At 74.0% G+C, this 17,019-nt stretch carries 16 protein-coding genes; 10 read left to right on the plus strand and 6 right to left on the minus strand.

The features are described from left to right. Positions 1 to 185 precede the first annotated feature (185 nt). Positions 186 to 2,438 carry a right-handed parallel beta-helix repeat-containing protein gene (locus BGK67_RS09220; RefSeq protein WP_079154097.1) on the minus strand — a complete coding sequence of 751 codons (2,253 nt, stop codon included), beginning with the start codon at positions 2,436 to 2,438 and terminating at the stop codon, positions 186 to 188. A gap of 245 nt (positions 2,439 to 2,683) precedes the next feature. Here BGK67_RS09220 and hmgA point away from each other — a divergent pair, with 245 nt between their 5' ends. Together hmgA and BGK67_RS09230 are read left to right on the plus strand one after the other, a co-directional pair. Next, positions 2,684 to 4,057, plus strand: coding sequence for a homogentisate 1,2-dioxygenase (gene hmgA / locus BGK67_RS09225; RefSeq protein WP_069919619.1), 1,374 nt, complete (start codon positions 2,684 to 2,686; stop codon positions 4,055 to 4,057). A gap of 72 nt (positions 4,058 to 4,129) precedes the next feature. Next, complete coding sequence (locus tag BGK67_RS09230; RefSeq protein WP_069919620.1) at positions 4,130 to 4,879, plus strand: GntR family transcriptional regulator; 750 nt, start codon at positions 4,130 to 4,132, stop codon at positions 4,877 to 4,879. A gap of 90 nt (positions 4,880 to 4,969) precedes the next feature. Here BGK67_RS09230 and BGK67_RS38775 read toward each other — a convergent pair whose 3' ends face one another. Then, positions 4,970 to 5,131: a hypothetical protein gene (locus BGK67_RS38775; RefSeq protein ID WP_167739557.1), complete on the minus strand. Its 162-nt coding sequence runs from the start codon at positions 5,129 to 5,131 to the stop codon at positions 4,970 to 4,972. 146 nt (positions 5,132 to 5,277) lie between these two features. Between BGK67_RS38775 and BGK67_RS09240 the strand changes: the two genes are divergently transcribed. After that, positions 5,278 to 6,417 carry a type ISP restriction/modification enzyme gene (locus tag BGK67_RS09240; RefSeq protein ID WP_069919622.1) on the plus strand — a complete coding sequence of 380 codons (1,140 nt, stop codon included), beginning with the start codon at positions 5,278 to 5,280 and terminating at the stop codon, positions 6,415 to 6,417. A gap of 38 nt (positions 6,418 to 6,455) precedes the next feature. Here the strand turns inward: BGK67_RS09240 and BGK67_RS09245 are convergent, their stop codons facing one another. Beyond that, entirely contained in the window at positions 6,456 to 7,181 is a 726-nt protein-coding gene (locus BGK67_RS09245; RefSeq protein ID WP_069919623.1) for a TetR/AcrR family transcriptional regulator, read from the minus strand. A gap of 73 nt (positions 7,182 to 7,254) precedes the next feature. Here BGK67_RS09245 and BGK67_RS09250 point away from each other — a divergent pair, with 73 nt between their 5' ends. The 3 genes from BGK67_RS09250 to BGK67_RS09260 are packed head-to-tail and all read left to right on the plus strand — an operon-like array spanning position 7,255 to position 10,278. After that, positions 7,255 to 8,217, plus strand: coding sequence for an ATP-binding cassette domain-containing protein (locus tag BGK67_RS09250; RefSeq protein WP_069919624.1), 963 nt, complete (start codon positions 7,255 to 7,257; stop codon positions 8,215 to 8,217). Beyond that, positions 8,214 to 9,005 (plus strand): ABC transporter permease, encoded by a 792-nt coding sequence (locus BGK67_RS09255; RefSeq protein ID WP_069919625.1) that lies wholly within the window; start codon positions 8,214 to 8,216, stop codon positions 9,003 to 9,005. The genes BGK67_RS09250 and BGK67_RS09255 overlap by 4 nt, the downstream gene beginning before the upstream one ends. A gap of 55 nt (positions 9,006 to 9,060) precedes the next feature. Next, on the plus strand, positions 9,061 to 10,278 hold the full coding sequence (locus BGK67_RS09260; protein ID WP_069919626.1) for a CaiB/BaiF CoA transferase family protein: 1,218 nt from the start codon (positions 9,061 to 9,063) through the stop codon (positions 10,276 to 10,278). A 50-nt stretch (positions 10,279 to 10,328) separates the two neighbouring features. Here the strand turns inward: BGK67_RS09260 and BGK67_RS09265 are convergent, their stop codons facing one another. Next, the gene (locus BGK67_RS09265) at positions 10,329 to 10,598 is read right to left on the minus strand and encodes a hypothetical protein (RefSeq protein ID WP_030720225.1); all 270 of its coding nucleotides are present in this window, start codon (positions 10,596 to 10,598) and stop codon (positions 10,329 to 10,331) included. A 281-nt stretch (positions 10,599 to 10,879) separates the two neighbouring features. On the opposite strand from BGK67_RS09265, the gene BGK67_RS09270 reads away from it, so the two are divergent. After that, on the plus strand, positions 10,880 to 12,550 hold the full coding sequence (locus tag BGK67_RS09270) for a serine/threonine-protein kinase (protein ID WP_069919627.1): 1,671 nt from the start codon (positions 10,880 to 10,882) through the stop codon (positions 12,548 to 12,550). Positions 12,551 to 12,554: 4 nt separating this feature from the next. On the opposite strand, the gene BGK67_RS09275 is transcribed toward BGK67_RS09270, so the two are convergent. Continuing rightward, positions 12,555 to 13,361 (minus strand): SGNH/GDSL hydrolase family protein, encoded by an 807-nt coding sequence (locus BGK67_RS09275; RefSeq protein ID WP_069923733.1) that lies wholly within the window; start codon positions 13,359 to 13,361, stop codon positions 12,555 to 12,557. Positions 13,362 to 13,567: 206 nt separating this feature from the next. Here BGK67_RS09275 and BGK67_RS09280 point away from each other — a divergent pair, with 206 nt between their 5' ends. Continuing rightward, positions 13,568 to 14,665, plus strand: a complete 1,098-nt coding sequence (locus BGK67_RS09280) for a DUF5925 domain-containing protein (protein ID WP_244291180.1) — start codon at positions 13,568 to 13,570, stop codon at positions 14,663 to 14,665. Between the two features lie 279 nt (positions 14,666 to 14,944). Here the strand turns inward: BGK67_RS09280 and BGK67_RS09285 are convergent, their stop codons facing one another. Next, positions 14,945 to 15,331 (minus strand): GntR family transcriptional regulator, encoded by a 387-nt coding sequence (locus BGK67_RS09285; RefSeq protein WP_069919629.1) that lies wholly within the window; start codon positions 15,329 to 15,331, stop codon positions 14,945 to 14,947. A gap of 81 nt (positions 15,332 to 15,412) precedes the next feature. On the opposite strand from BGK67_RS09285, the gene BGK67_RS09290 reads away from it, so the two are divergent. Both BGK67_RS09290 and BGK67_RS09295 read left to right on the plus strand, forming a co-directional pair. Next, positions 15,413 to 16,354, plus strand: a complete 942-nt coding sequence (locus BGK67_RS09290) for a GNAT family N-acetyltransferase (RefSeq protein ID WP_069919630.1) — start codon at positions 15,413 to 15,415, stop codon at positions 16,352 to 16,354. After that, positions 16,351 to 16,833 carry a ribonuclease FAU-1 family protein gene (locus BGK67_RS09295; RefSeq protein WP_069919631.1) on the plus strand — a complete coding sequence of 161 codons (483 nt, stop codon included), beginning with the start codon at positions 16,351 to 16,353 and terminating at the stop codon, positions 16,831 to 16,833. Before BGK67_RS09290 ends, BGK67_RS09295 begins: the two co-directional genes overlap by 4 nt. Positions 16,834 to 17,019: the final 186 nt, after the last annotated feature.

Here is a 17,019-nt window from a genome sequence, read left to right on the forward strand (position 1 = left end):
GCCCGGCTGCCCGAAAGGGGGACGGGCCAGCACGGTCGGCCGCCCGGCGCCGGGGCGGGCAGTTCCGGTCGGCCTCCCCGAGTTGGGGCGGGCCGCCACGTCCGGCTGCCCCGGAGCGGGGCGGGTCGGCAGGCCGGGGGTGGGGCGGGGTTCCGTGGGCGGGTGGTCGGGCGTGGGGTGGGCTGTCATGGCCGGTCTCCCGTCGGCGGGGTTGGCGGCGTCGAGGGGGTCGGGCCCGCTGTGGGCGGGGGTTCGGGGGTCCGGGCGGCCTGGGTCGGGGCCGGGGCGCTGTCGGTCGGGGCCGGGGTGCGGCCGGGCGGGGCCGAGGCGGTCAAGACCGGGCCGGGCGGGGTCGGGGGGCGGCCGGGCGGGGTCGGGGGGCGGGCGGGCGCCGGGGCGTCGCCGGGAGCTGAGGGCCGGGCCGGGGTGTCCGGGCGGGCCGAGGCGACCACTGCCCACAGGATCCAGACCACCGCGAGCAGCGCTCGTACCCAGGCGGGGCTCAGCGGGGTCCACGGGATCATCAGGACGGCCTTGTCGAAGGCGTCCAGCAGGGTCAGCCCGGCCAGCAGCAGGGTCAGGCGGGCCAGCCAGGGGCGGGTCGGGCGCAGCGCCAGCCCGACCCCCGTCCACCACAGTCCGAGGAGGAGGAGAGCCAGTGCCGGAACGAAGGTGGGGGCCAGTGCGGTCGTGGAGCCGGCCACGTCCAGGGCCAGGCCCGCCAGGCCCAGCAGCGAGGCCGCCGTGCCCAGCCGGGAGCCGCGCAGGCGGCGCCACCACAGCACCCCGCCGACCAGGAGCAGAACGCCGGCCACGGCGAGCGCGAGCTGGGTCTCGACCCGCTCCAGGCCGCGGGCGCCGTACCAGTCGCACCCGGCCGGGAGCCTGCGCGCCTGGACGCTGTAGTCCGCGCAGACGAGCAGCTGGACCAGCTTCACCGGTTCGCCGACCAGGCGGGCCGATGCGCCGGTGACGTCTCCGCGGGCCTCCCCGCACTGGGGCACGGTGGCCGGGGTGGAGCCGTCGGGGCCGTCCTGCCAGCAGTTGCCGCGGCCCTGGCCGTCCCACCACACGTCCATGCCGTTGGGGCGGGCGGCGCCGGACTTGTCCTTGCCCAGGGTGTTCCCGGCGTAGCGGTTGTGGTGGGAGGTGTCGGCCTGCTTCGACCACCGCTCCTCGCCGCGGATGAAGGCGGGGACCGCGCTGAGGTAGAAGCCCGCGCGCTGGTGCCCGTACACCCAGTTGTCCTCGTACAGGTTCCAGTTGCCACCCGCGGTGATGATGCCGGTGCCCGGCGGCATGGAGATCTGCGGGCAGACGACGCCGCGCTCGTAGCCGCGCTCGGCCGGCGGCTTCGCGCAGGTGCCGTCGGCGACGTACCGGTAGTAGTCCTGGTTGTTGTCGTGGATCAGGTTCCGCTCGAACTTGGCGTGGTTTTGCGGGAGTCCGGGGTGTCCGGGGAAGGCGCTGTCCATCGAGGCGCCGCCCATGTTCTGGTCGAACTCGTTGTCGTGCACCCACACCGAGTCCCCGGCGGTGCCGGAGTAGCCGACCATGTTGTGGTGGCTGCGGCAGCCGGTGATCTCGATGGAGTAGCGGGGCACGTCGTAACCCCGGCCCTCGTTGATGTTCGAGGCACTGCCGGGGTAGATGCCGGAGTCGCCGTTGCCGTACGACTCGCAGTTCTTGTAGAGCCCGTGGTCGCTGGCGAAGGTGAGGAAGCCGTACTCGTCGTTCCACCGGGTCAGCACGTCGTCGATGACGAACCCGTCGGCCGCCAGCACGTACAGCGAGTTGAAGGTGGTGCGCTGGGCGGTGAAGTTGCGGAAGTAGACGCCGTTGGACTTGTCGGCGCGCAGGGCGTTCAGCTTCTGGTACTTGGCGTCGATCACCACGTCGAGGCGTGAGGCGCCGGTGCCCTCGATCTGGAGGTTCGTCTTGCCGAGGATGGCGACGAGGTTCTGGTTGTGGCGGCAGGCCACCTGCTGCTCGTAGCTGAGGATCTGGTAGCCGAGCGAGGAGTCGGGGGCCTTCAGGTTGGCGCACTCCCCCGCGGGCGCGCCCAGGGAGGGCTCCTCCTCGTAGAGGCCGGGGAGGATCGCGATGTTCATCCCGGGCCGGTCGACGGCGTCGACGGCCTCCTGGAGGTGGCGGTAGCCGCTCTTCTCGCAGCGCTCGTACAGGGCGAGGTTGCGCTGTCTGAGGTCCTCCGGGAAGGCGGATATCCGGCGTTCGAAGTCGGGGCGGCCGGTCTTGCAGACCAGGAGGTCGGGCTCGGCCCGACGGTACTCGGGTACCGAGCCGGAGCCGTCCGGGAAGGTGACGGGGCGCTCCTCGTGCGCGCGGGCGGCGGGCGCGGCGGCGAAGAGGGACAGGAGGGCGAGGAGGGCGGCGAGGAGCGCCGCCGGCACGGCAGGGAACCTGCGGGTCCACGACATGGGCGTGAGAGTAGAGCAATGTTCATCTTTTGTGAGCCCCCTCTGCGCGAATCCGTCGCCCCCCCGCGCGAATCCGTCGCCCCCCTGCGCGAATCCGTCCCCCCCCCGCCGCGCGTCCGTCCCCCCCCCGCCTGCGCCCGGCCCCCACCCGGAAGTTCGCCGCTCACCCCGGGACACCGTTGACGTGCGGGCCGCGGAATCCTACTGTCAGCCATAGGATTCCTTCGACGGAGCGGGAGCAGCAGATGAGCGAGCAGGCCAGGAAGACCGCGGAGGGGCTGGAGTACCTCACCGGCTTCGGCAACGAGCACAGCTCGGAAGCCGTCCCCGGCGCCCTGCCGCTCGGCCGGAACTCGCCCCAGCGCGCAGCCCTGGGCCTGTACGCCGAGCAGCTGAGCGGTTCCGCCTTCACCGAGCCGCGCACCCACAACCGCCGCTCGTGGCTGTACCGGATCCGCCCCTCGGCCGCGCACCCGCCCTTCACCCGGATCGACAACGGGGCCCTGCGCACCGGCCCCTTCACCGAGCTCCCGGCCGATCCGAACCGGCTCCGCTGGAACCCGCTGCCCGACCCGGCGCCCGGCACCGACTTCCTGGCCGGCCTGTGGACCCTCGGCGGCAACGGCGACGCCGCCCAGCGCACCGGCATGGCCATCCACCTCTACGCCGCCAACGCCTCCATGACCGACCGGGTGTTCAGCAGCTCCGACGGCGAGCTGCTGATCGTCCCCGAGCGCGGCGGGCTGCTGCTGCGCACCGAGCTCGGGCTGCTCGCCGCCCGGCCGGGCGAGGTCGCCCTGATCCCGCGCGGCGTCCGCTTCCGCGTGGAGCTCCTGGACACCGACACCGACACCGGCACCGGCACCGGCACCGGCGACGGAAGCGACCGCGCCCCCGCCCGCGGCTACGTCTGCGAGAACTACGGCCAGCCCTTCGAGCTGCCGAACCTGGGCCCGATCGGCGCCAACGGCCTGGCCGCGGCCCGTGACTTCCGGGCGCCGGTGGCCGCGTACGAGACCCCCGACCTCCTCGACCGCCCGACGGAGGTGGTCAACAAGTTCTGCGGCAACCTGTGGTCGGCCACCTACGACCACTCCCCGCTCGATGTCGTCGCCTGGCACGGCACCCACGTCCCGTACGTCTACGACCTGCGCCGCTTCAACGTGCTCGGCTCGATCAGCTACGACCACCCCGACCCGTCGATCTTCACTGTGCTGACCTCCCCCTCCGACACCCCCGGCCTGGCGGGCGTGGACTTCGTGGTCTTCGCCCCACGCTGGCTGGTCGGCGAGGACACCTTCCGCCCGCCGTACTTCCACCGCAACGTGATGAGCGAGTACATGGGCCTGATCGAGGGCGCCTACGACGCCAAGGCCGAAGGGTTCGTGCCGGGCGGCGGCTCGCTGCACAACATGATGTCCGCGCACGGCCCGGACCGGGAGACCTTCGACCGGGCCAGCGCCGCCGAGCTGAAGCCGCAGAAGATCGACGACGGCCTGGCCTTCATGTTCGAGACCCGCTGGCCGATCACCGCCACCGCCCAGGCGGCCGGCGCGGAGCACCTCCAGCGCGGGTACGACGACGTGTGGCAGGGCCTGCAGCGCCACTTCCGCGCCTGACCCGCACTGCATACCCTGCGTACCGCGCCTGCGCCGCGCAGTGCCGCCGTCCATCCGTACGGAGAACCACCCGTGACCGCCTTCGCCCCCGACTCCCTGGTCCTGAACCGGAAACTGCCCCTCTGGTACCAGGTGTCACAGTCGTTGCGCGCTTCCATACTGGGGCGCACCCCGGACGCCTCGCTGCGCCTGCCCACCGAGGAGCAGCTCGCCGAGCACTACGGGGTGAGCGTGCTGACCATGCGGCAGGCGCTCAAGGAACTGGAGGGCGAGGGCCTGATCAGCCGGCACCGCCGGCGCGGCACCTTCATCGAACCGGGTGCGCGGCGCGGCTCCCCGGTGCGGCTGCTGGGCTCGGTCGACGCGATCGTGGCCCAGCAGTCGGGCGACCGTACGACGATCCTCGGCCACGGGCGCACGACGGTGTCCGGGGAACTGCTGGAGCACTTCCCCAACACGCCCGAGGTGGTCACCTACCGCCGGCTCCGCCTCGACCCCGTGAGCGGCGAGCCGACCAACTGGGCGGAGAACGCGGTCCTTCCGGAGTTCGCCGAGGCAGTCGAGCTCGCCGATCTCGAACGGTGGCCGATGACGAAGGTCCTGCGGGACGTCGTCGGGGTGCGCATCAGCCGGATCACCGACACCGTGGAGGCGCGGCTCGCCGACCCGGAGACGGCCGAGCTGCTCCAGGTGCCGCTGCTGAGCCCGATCCTGCACTACACGGGCGTCACCTACGACGAGGACGGCCGGGTCGTGGACGTGGCGCGGATCCGCTACCGGGGCGACCGGTTCTCCTTCACGGTGACGGTCGACGCACACTGACGCGCCGACGCCCACGGACGCGGCGAGAAGCACAGACGCGGCGCCGCGCGCCGACGCCCGGCCGCACGCCGACGCCCGGATGCGCCCGGATCACTTCTCCTCGTCGTCCCTGCCCCGCTCGCCCTCCGCCTGCGACGGCGTGGTCCGCATCGTCTGCGGGTGCTGCTGCCTGCGCTGCGTCTCGTCCATGTCCTCGTCGAGCCGCTCGCCCTCGGCCTGCGAAGGAGTCGAGTATTCGTCGTACTGACTCATGACCGTCTCCTCGGTCGATATGGTGCATAGATACAGCACGTATGCGTACATAAGGAGCGTAGCGCTTCGGCCTGGACACAGCCCGGCCACCGGATCCCGTCGCTACCATCGGCGGCGTGAGTGCTGACACACCGCTGCCGGACCCGATGCTGGACGAACTGATGCCCTGGGCCGTGGGCGGCCTGCGCCTGGGCCGGGACTGGGTGGCCGCGCCCGATCCGGCTGCCCTGCGCGCCCGGTGGGCGGCCCTGACCAGCGCCGAAGGAGCGGAGCGGGACCGGCTGTTCCGCCCCAGCCGCAGCCGGACGCCCGCCGCCGGGGCCGCCGCGCTGCCCGGCCAGCGCTCGGCGGCCACGGCCCGCTTCACCGACGGACCCGGCCCGTGCCCCGAACCGGTACGGGTGCTCCGCGAACCGTTCGACGAGCAGTGGCTGCTGCCCGACCAGCGGCTCATCGACACGGCCCGCCCGGAGCTGTGGCGGGTCCTGGACGAGCACCAGCTGTTCCTCGTGGAGACGCCGGACCCGTTGGTCACCGCGCACCTCCCGGCGGGCCGGCTCGGCCGGATCCGCCCGCTGCACCGGCGCCCCGGCGGCGCCGAGCCGAATCTCGCCCCCGGCCTGCTGCCGCTGCTGGGCGAGCGGTACGGCGGCTGGGTCACCCCCGAGGACGTGCTGTGCTGGATCCTCGCGGCGGGCCGGCCGGGGCCGCGCGGGTACGAGGTGCCCCTCGCGGCCGATCCCGCCCGCTGGCGGGCCGGGCTGGAGCTGGGGCACCGCCTGCTCACGGTCCAGCTGCGCGGGGCTCGCGGGGGCGAGGCTCCGCGGCTTCCCGGCGGGCGCCGCCCGTACGTCCGCTCGGCCGTCACGGCATGGCCGCACGAGGTCGCGTACGACGCCGGGAGGGAGACGCTGAGCCTCGGCGCCGGGACCGTCTCCCCGGTGCCGTCCGGCGCGTGGGAGTACGAGGCGCAGGGCGTGCGGGTGCTGGAGGCCTGGTTCGCCGCCCGCCTGGCGCACCGCGACCCCGGTGCCGACGGGCTGGAGGCGCTGGGCCCGGCCGAGTGGCCCCAGGCCTGGACCTCGGAGCTGCTGGCCCTGGTCACGACCTTGGCGCTGCTGGCCGATCTGGCCCCGGAGCGGGCCGCGTTCGAACCCGGCCCGACGCTCCCTTCGGGCGAGCTCCGCGCGGCCGGGGTGCTGCCACCGCCGCGCTGGGCCAGCCGGCCCGCCTCGGTCCTGGACCACCAGGAGGAGGGCCCGGGCGGGCAGTTCGCCCTGCTCTGAACGACGGCGGGGGCACGGCGGGACCGCCGCCGACGCCCTTACGCCCCCCAGGCTCCCAGCAGTCGCGTCACCGAGCGGTCGAAGACCGCGGCCATGTCCAGCCCCGCGCCGGGGACCGGGCCGCCGCCCGCGAGGGCCGCCGCCAGTCGGGGGTACTGGCCGGTGGCCAGGCGCGAGCCGAGCCAGGCCGTCCGTACGCCCTGTTCCTCCGCCTCGCTCCAGGGCAGCGACCGGGCCCGTTCGGCCAGCGCCAGTTCGCCCGCCACGTACGCGGCGACGGTGCCGTTGACCGCGGCGACCAGCTCCAGCTTCTCGGCGTCCGGCACGTCCAGCGGCGCCAGGCAGTCCAGGCTGTGCTCCAGGTAGCGCAGGGCGTTCGGACTGAAGCCGTAGACGGGGCTCAGCAGGCGCGGCAGCCACGGGTGGCGGTGCATCAGCGCCCGCGTCTGGCGGGCCAGCGCGAGCATGTCGGCCCGCCAGTCGCCGCCCGGCGGGGGGAAGTCGTACTCCGCGCTGACCGCGTCGACCATCAGCTCGTACAGGTCCTCCTTGCGCGGCACGTAGTTGTAGAGGGACATGGTCCCCGCGCCGATCCCCGCCGCCACGCGCCGCATGGAGACCGCGTCGATCCCCTCCTCGTCGGCGATCCGCACCGCCTCGGCGGCGATCGACTCGCGGCTGTGTGCGGGCCTGGGTCCGCGGCCGGCCCGCTGGGGGCGGGACCAGATCACTTCGGGTTCAGCGGGTCGCCCGCCGGCTGTCATCGCTCAGATCACCTCGTCGTCTCACCACCATCTTAGTTACGTACACCGTACGTAGTGAGGTACGGTGTCGCGTATGACGACTACGTACGCTGTACTTAGTGAGGGTCTGGAGAAGAACTACGGGCAGGTCCATGCCCTGCGCGGACTCGACCTCGCCGTGCCCGAGGGCACGGTCTGCGGCCTCCTGGGCCCCAACGGCGCGGGCAAGACCACCGCCGTCCGGATCCTCACCACCCTCACCGCCCCCACCGGCGGCCGCGCCCTCGTGGCCGGTCACGACGTCACCCGCGCACCCGCGGCCGTCCGCCGCGCCATCGGGGTCACCGGCCAGTACGCCTCCGTCGACGGGGACCTGACGGGCCGCGAGAACCTGCGGCTCTTCGCCCGCCTCGCCGGACTGCGCGGCTCCGCGGGCCGGGACCGCGCCGACGGGCTGCTGGAGCGCTTCGGCCTCGGCGAGGCGGCGGACCGGGTGGCGGGCACCTGGTCGGGGGGCATGAAGCGGCGCCTGGACCTGGCCGCCGGGCTGATCACCCGCCCCCGGGTGCTCTTCCTCGACGAACCGACGACCGGCCTCGACCCGGCGGCCCGGGAACACATCTGGACCGCGGTGCGGGCACTCGCCGACGAGGGCACCACCGTGCTGCTGACCACCCAGTACCTGGAGGAGGCCGACCGGCTCGCCGACGACATCGCGGTCGTCGACCGGGGCCGGGCCGTCGCGCACGGCACGCCCGGCGACCTCAAGGGCCGGATCGGTGCCCACGCCGAGGTCACGGTCCCCGCACGCGAGGACCTCGCGGGCGCCGCCGCCGTACTGGACCGGCTCACCGGGGGCCGGCCGGTGCTCGACGAGGAGCGGCTGACGGTCGGCGTCACCGTGCTCGACTCCGGGCTCACCCTGCCGCGGATCATCCGCGAACTCGACACCCGCGGGGTCGCGGTCACCGACGCGAGCCTGCGCCCGCCCACCCTGGACGAGGTGTTCCTGCGCCTCACCCGGATCCCCGCACCGCACAAGGAGAACGCGGCATGAGCACCCTGCTGTCCGACGGCGCGGCCGTCCTCACCCGCCAGCTCCAAAAAGCCCGACACGCGCCCGCGCTGCTGATCCTCACCCAGACCATGCCGATCACCATGCTGCTGTTCTTCGGCTACGTCTTCGGCAGCGCGCTCGCCATGCCGGGCGCCGAGTACCGGGAGTTCCTGGTTCCCGGGCTGCTCGCCGCGACCGCCGCCAACGGGTTGATGACCGGCCTGTTCACCGCCGCGCAGGACGCCCACCGCGGGGTGATGGACCGGTTCCGGACGCTCCCGATGAGCCGGAGCGCCGTACCGCTCGGGCAGACCGGCGCGGATGTGCTCACCACCGCGGTCTCCATGGTGCCGCTGATGCTGGTGGGTCTGGCGATGGGCTGGCGCATCGAGAACGGCCTGCCGGGCGCGCTGGCGGCCCTCGGCCTGCTGCTGCTGTTCCGCTTCGCCACCGCGTGGGTCGGGACGTATCTCGGCCTGCTCAGCAAGAGCGAGGAGGCGGCCGGCCAGCTCGGCGGCGCCACCTTCGTGCTGCCGATGCTGTCCAGCGCGTACCTGCCGACGGCGGGGCTCCCCGGCTGGCTGCGTACGGTCGCCGAGTGGAACCCGATCAGCGCCGTCGCCACCGCCGTGCGCGAGCTGTGCGGAAACGCCGGGGCCGAGGCCGAGGCGGGCGCCGCCTGGCCCGCCGCACACCCGGTCGCCGGAGCCCTCGTGTGGTCGCTCGTCCTCCTCGCGCTCTTCGCACCGCTGGCCACGCGCCGGTTCGCACGCGGCCTCACCGCCTAGCCTCCGAAGAGCGGGGGGTGACAGGACGGGGCCCGACGGGATAGGCATCGGTGCCATGGACACCGAAAGCGCAGCTCCCCCGCCCGAGCCCCTCCCCCTCGCCGGCATCACCGTCGTCGCCGTCGAACAGGCCGTCTCGGCCCCCTTCGCCACCCGCCAGCTCGCCGACCTCGGCGCCCGGGTGATCAAGGTCGAGCGCCCCGACGGCGGCGACTTCGCGCGCGGCTACGACACCACCGCGCACGGCCTCGCCTCGCACTTCGTGTGGGCCAACCGCGGCAAGGAGTCGCTCGCGCTCGACCTGAAGGACCCGCGCGGCCTGGAGGTCCTGCACGGACTGCTGGCCGGCGCCGACGTGTTCGTGCAGAACCTCGCGCAGGGCGCGGCGGCCCGGCTCGGGCTCGATTCGGCCGCGCTGTGCGCCCGCTACCCGCGGCTGGTCGCCGTGGACGTCTCCGGCTACGGCGCCGAAGGCCCGTACGCCCACAAGCGCGCCTACGACATGCTCGTGCAGTGCGAGACGGGCCTGGTCTCGGTCACCGGCACTCCGGAGCAGCCCGTCAAGGCGGGGATCCCGGCGGCCGACATCGCGGCGGCCATGTACGCCTTCTCGGGGGTGCTCGCGGCCCTGCTGCGCCGCGGTGTCACCGGGCGCGGGGGCCGGGTGGAGGTGTCCATGCTGGACGCGCTCGCCGAGTGGATGGGGCATCCGCTGCACCACACGATGCACGGCGGCGAGCAGCCCGTACGGACGGGTCTCGCCCACGCGGTGATCGCGCCGTACGACTCCTACGCGACGGCCGACGGCGACCGGGTCCTGTTGTCGGTGCAGAACGACCGGGAGTGGCGGCGGCTCGCGCAACAGGTGCTGGAGCGGCCCGAGTTGGCGGAGGATCCCGGATACGCGACGAACGCGGCCCGCACCGGCAACCGGGAGAAGACGGACGCGGTGGTGGCGCGGGCCCTGGGCCGGCTGGGCGCGGACGAGGCGATCGGGCGGCTGGAGGCGGCGGGCATCGCCTGCGCGCGGCTGAACTCGGTGGCCCAGCTGGCCGGCCACCCGCAGCTGGCGGCCCGCGACCGCTGGCGGGAGGTGGGATCACCGGCCGGTCCGCTGCGGGCCCTGCTCCCGCCGATCGGACTGCCGGGCGGCGCGGGACCGCACATGGGTGCGGTGCCCGCGCTGGGTGAACACACCGAGACCCTGCTGCGCGCCCTGGGGATGACGGACGCACAGATCTCGGAACTGCGCCGGGAGGGTGTCGTGGCGTAGGGCCGGGGAGCCGGAGCCGAGCCGAAGGGAAGGCCGCGGGACGGAGACTGTTACGAGCGGCGGCTGCCGAAGAGCGTGCGACGCAGACGGCGCAGCGGCGCGAAGAGCGAGACGCGCGCGCTCCGGCTCCGCAGGCGGTGCGTGTGGTCGCGGGACGTGAGCTCGCGCATCAGCAGGGTCGCCTCGGCCGTCTCCCGGTGCGGGACGGCAGGTCCGCCCAGCACGGCGAGATGGCGGTCGAGGCGCGAGCTGGTCGCACCGCTGCCGCAGGTGATGGCAGGCACGCGGGGCGGCCTGCTGCGCATTGCTATCTGTTCCATGTTCTCTCCCCACCCGTACGAGGGCACCCGGCCCGGGCAGGTTAACCCTATCGTCCCCGCGTCGCCCTCGGGTATCCCGGTGGTGTGAATTACCCCTATGAGTACGGGGAGTTGACGATTACTCAGCGCAGTTGCCAGTTACTCTCCGCACAGGCGCGCCGATTTCGGCGGGCCTGTCCGCGAGTCACGTCACGACGGGGGCCGCTTCGGGCACACTGCGCTAACTTGGAGTGATCGCCTGGTGACCCGTGGGGGCTCGTGTGAGTCGGAATGTGGCCGGTGTGGACGGGGAATCGAGCCCCGATCGTGTCATCGCGGGCCGTTACCGCCTGTTGGATCCCCTCGGCCGGGGCGGAATGGGCATCGTGTGGCGGGCCCGGGACGAGGTGCTGGCCCGCGAGGTCGCCGTCAAGGAGGTGCGGGCGCCCGCCGGGCTGGAGCCCGCCGAACTCCAGCGGATGTACCGGCGGCTGGAGCGGGAGGCCTGGGCCGCGGCCCGGGTGTCGCACCGGGGGGTCGTCACGGTCTACGACGTGGCCTCCGAGGACGGCCGGCCCTGGATCGTGATGGAGCTGGTGCGCGGGCTCTCGCTGGCCGACGTACTGGAGGCCGAGGGGCCGATGTCCCCTCAGCGCGCGGCGCACCTCGGGGAGCAGGTGCTGGCCGCGCTGCGCTCGGCGCACGAGGCGGGGGTGCTGCACCGGGACGTGAAGCCCGCGAACGTGCTGATCGCCAACGACGGCCGGGTGGTGCTGAGCGACTTCGGGATCGCGAGCCTGGAGGGCTCCTCCGCGATCACCATGACGGGCGAGGTGGTCGGCTCCCCCGAATTCCTCGCACCGGAGCGGGCGTTGGGGCGCGAGCCGGGGCCGGAGTCGGATCTGTGGTCGCTCGGGATCATGCTGTACGCGGCCGTGGAGGGGGTCTCGCCGTTCCGGCAGGAGACGCCGGTGGACACCCTGCGGGCGGTGGTGGACGCGCCGTTGCCGCCGGCGCGCCGGGCCGGGCCGCTGGAGCCCGTACTGGAGGGGCTGCTGCGGAAGGACCCGGCCGAGCGGCTCCCCGCGGCGGAGGCGGCCCGGATGCTGCGGGTGGTGGGCGCGGGCGGCGCCGTACGGGCCTCGGGAGGGCCGGTGTCGGGGCCGGCCGCGCCGACGGCCGTCGCGCAGCACCACCGGCGGGACCACGGCCGGGAGGCGCGGCCCGTACCGCACGGCGGGCCGGACCGCGGGCCGTACGGGGAACTCACGCCGCCGATGGCCGCGGCCGCTCCCGGGCAGGCGCGGCGCGAGGGCCGGGCCGGGGCGGTGCTCACCGTCGGGATCGTGGTGGTGCTGGTGGCGCTGGCCGTGCTGGGCTGGCTGCTGCTGAAGGACCTCGGGCAGAAGGAGGGCGGCGGCGGAGCCGGGCCGGCGGGCTCGACCGCCACCGCCGGGCCCGCCACCACCCCGGCCTCCGCTCCCCCGTCCCCCTCGGCCCCGCCCTCCGCTTCGGCTTCGGCTTCGACTTCCGCCGGACCGGAGCAGCACGTCTCGGTGTACGTGGACACCGTGCGCGCCTCGTACAGCGGCAGCTGCCCGCCGCCCGCGGAGCGTGCGCCCTCCTTCACCGCCACGGTGGAGGTGGAGCGGCTTCCGGTCCGGCTGGCGTACCGGTGGGCCACGCGCAGCGGGCAGACCTCCGGTCCCGGCTGGCAGTTCCTCTCGTACGAGGAGGGCGGGCCGAGGAGCCGGCGGCTGGAGCACACCGAGCTGACGCACGCGCCGGGCGGGGGGTACGAGGACGCGGTCCGGCTGGAGGTGCGGGGACCGGCCGATGTGGCCACGCAGTGGGTCGCCACCTCCGTGACGTGCGAGGAGGGGGCCCCGACGAGCGGGGCCCCCTCCCCTGGCGCGAGCACGTCACCGAGTCCGCAGGACGAGCCGACGGCGGAACCGTCCGCCGGTGCCTAGCAGGTCAGGCGGCGTTGGTGAAGACGGGCAGGTAGCCGCCGGACTGTCCGGCGGCGGTGGGGTGGTAGGACTCGCCGATGTTGAGCCAGTTGACGCTGTGCAGCCACGGGCTGCCGGAGCAGATCTCGTGGCCCGTGAAGGCTCCGGCGACGGAGGCGAAGGCGAACCCGTGGTCGGCGGCGCGCTTGGCGATGGCGGCGTTGAGGTGGTCGGCCGCGCCGTTGATGGCGGCGCGCTCGCCCTCGGTCAGGCCGGTGGTGCAGGTGCCGTTCAGCTTGTAGAAGCGGGGATAGCCGAGGACGACGACGCGGGCGTTCGGGGAGCGGCTCTCGATGGCGTTGTAGACCTGGTCGAGGCGGGCGGGGAGGGTGGAGTTCACGTACGCCTTGGCCTCGTTGACGCGGCTGACGCAGGTGGCCTCCGACTGGAGCACACAGGTCGTCATGACGTCGGAGAATCCGGCGTCGTTGCCGCCGATGGTGATGCTGACCAGGTCGGTGCCGGAGTTCAGCGGGGCGAGCTGGCCGGCGAGCACGTCGTTCGTGCGGGCGCCGGAGCATGCGACGAAGGAGAAGGTCTGCGGAGCATGGGACGCGGCCCACAGGGCCGGATAGGCACGGGGGGTGCGCTTGCAGGCGCCGCTCCCGCTGTCGTAGTTGCCGGCGCCGACGCCGGAGGAGTAGGAGTCGCCGAGGGCGACGTATCCGAAGTCGGCCTGGGGGGCGGCCGCCGCCTGGCCCGCCCCGAACAGGGCGGCGCCGGCGGCCAGTAACAGGGTGGAGGCGAGCGCGGCGAAACGTGGCATCTTCATGCTCATGTGTGCGGCTCCTTGTGGGGGTTACTCCTGAGTCCGTGGTACAAGGAGCCGGGGATGGCTGGAAGTGTTCATGCCAAGAATTTTCGGCGCAGAGTTGCTGGCCGAATCTTCACCGCCGAAGTGTTTGAAGAAGCACCCCGGCCACTGGATCCGGCGAAACACGGGTGCACGGGGGCACGGTGTGCCGGATCATGGGCGCCATGCCAGCCAACCCGCATGACGCGCTGCCGATCCGGCTCAATGTCGACGACAGCGATTCGCCGTCGGACGTCGTCGATGCGCTGTTCCTCGGCCGGTTCGCGTCCGGCGAGCAGCCGTTCTCGCACAGCGTGTCGATCGACCGGGTCAGGCCGGGCGCCGGCCTGCTGCCGCCCGAGGCCAGCGTGCTGCGCTCGGCGCGCGACAGCGACCGCAGCGCCACGCTCGCCGAGGGCGAGGGCTGGACCATGCTCGTCTCCCGGTGGAGCCGGGGCGCGGACGTCACGGTGACGGCGGTCAGCGACGAGCTCGCCGCCGGGGTGCTCAGCCGGGCCACGGAAGGGGCGCAGGACGACCCCGAACCGCAGCCGGAGAACGTCACGATGGGGTTCTGGTACGTCTCCCCGCGCCGCGGCCCGTACCGGACGACCCGCCAGATCGCGGCCGGCACCTGGGCGGAGGTCCGGCCCAACTACACGGCGGCGGTCGCCGGGGCGATGGACCGGCTGATGAAGGTGACCCCGGACGACATCGCGGGCCGGCTGCTCCTGCTGCACGGCCCGCCGGGCACGGGCAAGACCTCGGCGCTGCGCACGCTGGCCCGGTCCTGGCGGGACTGGTGCCAGGTGGACTGCGTACTGGACCCGGAGCGGCTGTTCAACGACGTGGGCTACCTGATGGACATCGCGATCGGCGAGGAGGAGGGCACGGCCAAGGGCCGCTGGCGGCTGCTGCTCCTGGAGGACTGCGACGAGCTGATCCGCGGCGAGGCGCGGCACACGGCGGGCCAGGCCCTCTCCCGGCTGCTGAACCTGACGGACGGTCTGCTGGGTCAGGGCCGCAACGTCCTGGTCGGCGTCACGACGAACGAGGACCTCGAACGGCTCCACCCGGCGGTGGTCCGGCCGGGGCGCTGCCTGGCCCGCATCGAGGTGGGCCGGCTGACCCATCGCGAGGCGGTGGACTGGCTGGGCACGGACGAGGGCGTGTCCCGCGAGGGCGCGAGCCTGGCCGAACTCTTCGCCCTCCGGCGGGGCACGGGCCCGGCGGCGGTCCTCCCACCCCAGCCCCACACCTCAGAGGCGGGCCTCTACCTGTAACCGGCCCCGGACCGGAACCCCGGCACTCCAGCCCCGCCGCCACCCCCAGCCCCGCCGGCGTTTGCGGCGCGGGGTCCGGGGCGGAGCCCCGATCTCTGAGCCCCGCCGGCGTTTGAGGCGCGGGGTCCGGGGCGGAGCCCCGATCTCTGAGCCCCGTCGGCGTTTGAGGCGGGGGGACCGGACCGGAACCCCGGCACTCCAGCCCCGGCGGCGCTTGAGGCGCGGGGCTGGGCGGAGCCCGGGGCGGCGGGCCGGGGCGCGGGGGCCGGGGCGCGGGGGCTAGTCGGTGGTGTAGCGGGCCCGCAGGGCTTCGGTGGCGGCGGCCAGCGCCTCGGCCTCCGTCAGCCCCAGCCTCCGCACCCGCTCCGCGAACGCCTGCGCGGCGGCCACTGCCTCGCGCGACTCCCCCTCCCCCGCGGCGACGAACGTCCCGTTCCGGCCCCGCGTCTCGATCACCCCGTCCGCCTCGAGCGCCCGGTACGCCTTCGCCACCGTGTTGGCCGCGAGGCCCAGCTCCTCCGCCAGCCCCCGTACCGTCGGCAGTTTGTAGCCCGCCGGCAGCCTGCCCGACCGGGCCCGGTCGGCGATCTGCGCGCGCAGCTGTTCGTACGGCGCGGCCGAGCCCGCCGCCGCGTTGATGGTGATCTTCAGGTTCGTCGAGGTCACGGGCCCGATTGTCCCCCATCGCCGCCCGCCGCCGGATAATTGGGAGGCGCCCGGCGCGCGTCCGCCCGTAGCGTCGGCCCCATGACCGTTCTGATCCGCGACCTCCGCCCGAACGACCCCGCGGACGCGGAGTCCGTCGTACGGGTTCGCCGCGCGGCCCTGCCCTTCCTGATCACCACCGCCGAGGGCGTCGCCTTCGAGGCCGACTCGGCCCATCCGGACGCGCACTTCCGCCTCCTCCTCGCACACACCGCCGACGGGCACGTCATCGGCACCGCCCAGGTCGGCATCGCCCACGACAGCCCCGAGCCGGGCCAGTCGTACGTCAACGCCTACGTCGACCCGGCCCACCGCGGCCTCGGCGCCGGCAGCCTGCTGCTGCGCACGGCCGAGGCGCACCTCGCCTCCCACGGCGCGGTGGATACGTACGCCTGGGTCCTCGACGGCCCGGCCCACCGCGCCTTCGCCGAGCGCCGCGGCTACCGTCCCAGCCGGTCCGCGCACTTCCTGCGCCTGGACCTGGCGGCGGGCACCCTGCCCCCGCTGCCGCAGACCCTCCCGGCCGGGGTCGAGCTGCGCCCCGCCACGGCCTTCGCCGCCGACCCGCGCCCGCTCTTCGAGGCCGACGCGGAGACGACCGCCGACGAACCCGGCGACGTGGCCGTCGAGTTCGACGACTACGAGGAGTGGCTCGCGCACACCTGGCGCAGCCCGGACCTCGACAAGGAGCTGACCACCGTCGTCCTCGTCGACGGCGTGGTGGCGGCCTTCACCGCGGCCCGGACCGACGGCGCCACCCGCTACGCCACGGCGATGACCGGCACCCGCCGGGCCTTCCGCGGCCGGGGCCTGGCCAAGCTCGCCAAGACGGACTCGCTGCGCCGGGCCCGCGCGGCCGGGTACACCGAGGCGTTCACCGGCAACGACGCGGGCAACGAGCCGATGCTCGCCGTCAACAAGTGGTTCGGCTACGAGATCTGCGCGAGCGAGACGCGCTACACGAGGAAACTGGAGACAGCGTGACCGAGCAGCTGACCGTCGTTCTGACCAAGGCCGGCCGGACCAGGATCCGCTACCCGGCGGCGCGGGTCGCCGACGACGGCGACCGGATCTCGGTACGGGCCCCCTGGGCGGCCGAGGGCGTGCGCGACTTCGGCTTCGTGCGCTTCGAGCCGGGCGACGTGTTCGTCGAGCACTTCTGGCGGACCCGCTGGTACGCGGTCAAGGAGGTGTGGAGCGGCGACGGCGTCCTGAAGGGCTGGTACTGCGACGTCACCCGCCCGGCCCTGGTCCGCAGCGGAGAGATCCTCGTGGAGGACCTGGACCTCGACCTGTGGGTCTCGGCGGACGGCTCCTCCGTACTGCGGCTGGACGAGGACGAGTTCGCCGAGAGCGGCCTGACCACGAGCGACCCGGAGGCCGCCGCCCAGGCCATCCGCGCCCTCGACGCCCTGGACGACCAGGCCAGAACCCCCGCGGGCCTCCCCGCGCTCCTCGCCTGAGGGGCACGGCCAGGCCGGGGATGGGGTTTCTGTAGGTCCCGCTTAGCGCTTCCTTAAGCGGAGCCTAAGGATCACCTCGTGGGGGCCTATCCGGGAGAAACCGGGGGCCTGCGGGGCTAGTTTGGCGGGGCCAGGACAGGAAGGGCCCGATGTGGCGCCGCCGGGGGGCGGCGCCGCAGGGCCCGA

The sequence above is a fragment of the Streptomyces subrutilus genome (assembly GCF_001746425.1).
GTDB lineage: Bacteria > Actinomycetota > Actinomycetes > Streptomycetales > Streptomycetaceae > Streptomyces > Streptomyces subrutilus_A.

Bases quoted from the DNA above. Each gene is read 5' to 3' on its own strand.
- BGK67_RS09255 (WP_069919625.1), top strand. From the start codon at position 8,214: ATGAGCACCCTGCTGTCCGACGGCGCGGCCGTCCTCACCCGCCAGCTC.
- BGK67_RS38775 (WP_167739557.1), bottom strand. From the start codon at position 5,131: ATGAGTCAGTACGACGAATACTCGACTCCTTCGCAGGCCGAGGGCGAG.
- BGK67_RS09245 (WP_069919623.1), bottom strand. From the start codon at position 7,181: ATGACAGCCGGCGGGCGACCCGCTGAACCCGAAGTGATCTGGTCCCGC.
- BGK67_RS09280 (WP_244291180.1), top strand. From the start codon at position 13,568: ATGCCAGCCAACCCGCATGACGCGCTGCCGATCCGGCTCAATGTCGAC.
- BGK67_RS09240 (WP_069919622.1), top strand. From the start codon at position 5,278: ATGCTGGACGAACTGATGCCCTGGGCCGTGGGCGGCCTGCGCCTGGGC.
- BGK67_RS09260 (WP_069919626.1), top strand. From the start codon at position 9,061: ATGGACACCGAAAGCGCAGCTCCCCCGCCCGAGCCCCTCCCCCTCGCC.
- BGK67_RS09220 (WP_079154097.1), bottom strand. From the start codon at position 2,438: ATGTCGTGGACCCGCAGGTTCCCTGCCGTGCCGGCGGCGCTCCTCGCC.
- BGK67_RS09265 (WP_030720225.1), bottom strand. From the start codon at position 10,598: ATGGAACAGATAGCAATGCGCAGCAGGCCGCCCCGCGTGCCTGCCATC.
- hmgA (WP_069919619.1), top strand. From the start codon at position 2,684: ATGAGCGAGCAGGCCAGGAAGACCGCGGAGGGGCTGGAGTACCTCACC.
- BGK67_RS09250 (WP_069919624.1), top strand. From the start codon at position 7,255: ATGACGACTACGTACGCTGTACTTAGTGAGGGTCTGGAGAAGAACTAC.
- BGK67_RS09275 (WP_069923733.1), bottom strand. From the start codon at position 13,361: ATGAAGATGCCACGTTTCGCCGCGCTCGCCTCCACCCTGTTACTGGCC.
- BGK67_RS09290 (WP_069919630.1), top strand. From the start codon at position 15,413: ATGACCGTTCTGATCCGCGACCTCCGCCCGAACGACCCCGCGGACGCG.